The organism is Peribacillus cavernae (assembly GCF_003989135.1).
GTDB lineage: Bacteria > Bacillota > Bacilli > Bacillales > DSM-1321 > Peribacillus > Peribacillus cavernae.
The window spans coordinates 1-1,657 of the sequence record NZ_RYZZ01000064.1 but is presented as its reverse complement, the minus strand read 5'-3'; the positions used below and the strand labels follow the sequence as shown (position 1 = coordinate 1,657).

Genomic DNA, 1,657 nt, shown 5'->3' with positions numbered 1-1,657 from the left:
CATGGTTATATTCATTCCTTTCGCTTCGCTCAAGGCACAAAACGTTATGAAACAAGTTTCCTTAAGCAGTATTTTGGCGAATCTATAGCCATAGGGATACCAATAAACTACAAATCACGCGGAGGTGAGTGGGCCACTCCAGATGTGGAGTGACCGCATGGTTATATGTGTAGATTGCCTTTCCAAGCACAAATAAGTGTGACTTCGAGCACGCAGACTTATCTTTGTATAAACATTACTCGTTTATTGCTGGGCAATCAGTCAATGTTGTCTATCCCTATAATTCTTGTAAAGGAGATATCCCTATGGCTTTAAAAATTGTTTATCAAATTTGTTGTGGTATTGACGTCCACAAAACCTTTGTGGTTGCTTGTATTGCTTCGACCAACGGCAAAGGAGTAACTTCTTACAAACGCCATCGCTTTTCTACCTATACGAAAGGTTTAAGAGAGCTGTCACAATGGCTTTGTGAAAATAACTGTAAAGATGTTTGTATGGAATCTACAGGGAAATATTGGATTCCCGTGTTCAATGTACTAGAAAATACCTGCAACATCACTTTGGCACATCCTAAATACGTCAAGGCAATCCGTGGTAAAAAGACGGATAAGAAAGATGCCAAATGGATTGCTGATTTATTTAAGCATGATCTTGTAGCTGGGAGTTTTATGCCTCCACTTGAGATCAGGCAACTTCGCGACCTTATGCGATACCGCTTCAAACTGACTAACTTTATGTCGAGTGAAAAGAATCGGCTTCAAAACAGTTTAACCGTGTCTAATATTCAGCTTGGAAATATTGTTTCGGATACCTTCGGCAAAAGTTCCTTGAACATTATTGACAAGCTACTTGAAAATCCTTTAGACACATCTTTTGAAATTGAACCTTTAATCCACGGTTCTATGAAGAATAAACTTCCTGAACTAGAACTAGCCATTGACGGATTTATAACACCCCAACAGGCCGGAAAATTAAAGGTCATTAAAAAACATTGTGAAGACCTTGAAACCCGTAAAACTGATCTGGAGAAAATTATTCTTTCCCTTGCCGAATCCTACACAGAAGAAATCAACTTAATCTTAACTGTTCCGTCCTTTAAAAACATTTTTTCCGCCATTGCCGTGGTTTCGGAAATAGGTGTTAATATGGACGTGTTCCCGACAGCTAAGCAATTATGTTCCTGGGCAGGACTTACACCCACAAATAACGAGAGTGCCGGCAAGAAAAAGTCAGTAAGAATTTCGAGAGCAGGCTGTTATATAAAACCTCTTTTAGTACAGTGTGCTACAGCTGTAGTCAAAAGTGAAAAACATCCCGAAATTCGAAACCGCTACTTAAGACTTAAAAAGCGTCGTGGTCACAAACGGGCAATTATTGCAATTGCGCGAATGCTTTTAATAGCTATTTACAATATTCTCAAAAAGAAAGAAGCATATAACGCTGAACTATATATAAAATCGGATGTTCTTCCAGTAACCCGTGAAATCACGGTAGAACAGGCTGTTTTACTAGCTAGAAACCACGGTTATCGTGTGTTAGAAGCCTCTTAAAGTTAAATATTGATCTAAACAATTTTTTTAAAAGTCATGATCCAATGGCTTATTTGTCGTGCGCTTTTTTGTAATAGTGGTCAAACGTAGTTTTTTTCAGACTTATC

Annotated in this window: 1 protein-coding gene; it reads left to right on the top strand. The window is 38.4% G+C overall.

The annotated features are described in order from the left end of the window. Positions 1-305 precede the first annotated feature (305 nt). Complete coding sequence (locus ELQ35_RS22345; protein ID WP_126867372.1) at positions 306-1,550, top strand: IS110 family RNA-guided transposase; 1,245 nt, start codon at positions 306-308, stop codon at positions 1,548-1,550. Positions 1,551-1,657: the final 107 nt, after the last annotated feature.

Coding starts and splice junctions, on each gene's coding strand:
- ELQ35_RS22345 (WP_126867372.1), top strand. CDS start 306: ATGGCTTTAAAAATTGTTTATCAAATTTGTTGTGGTATTGACGTCCAC.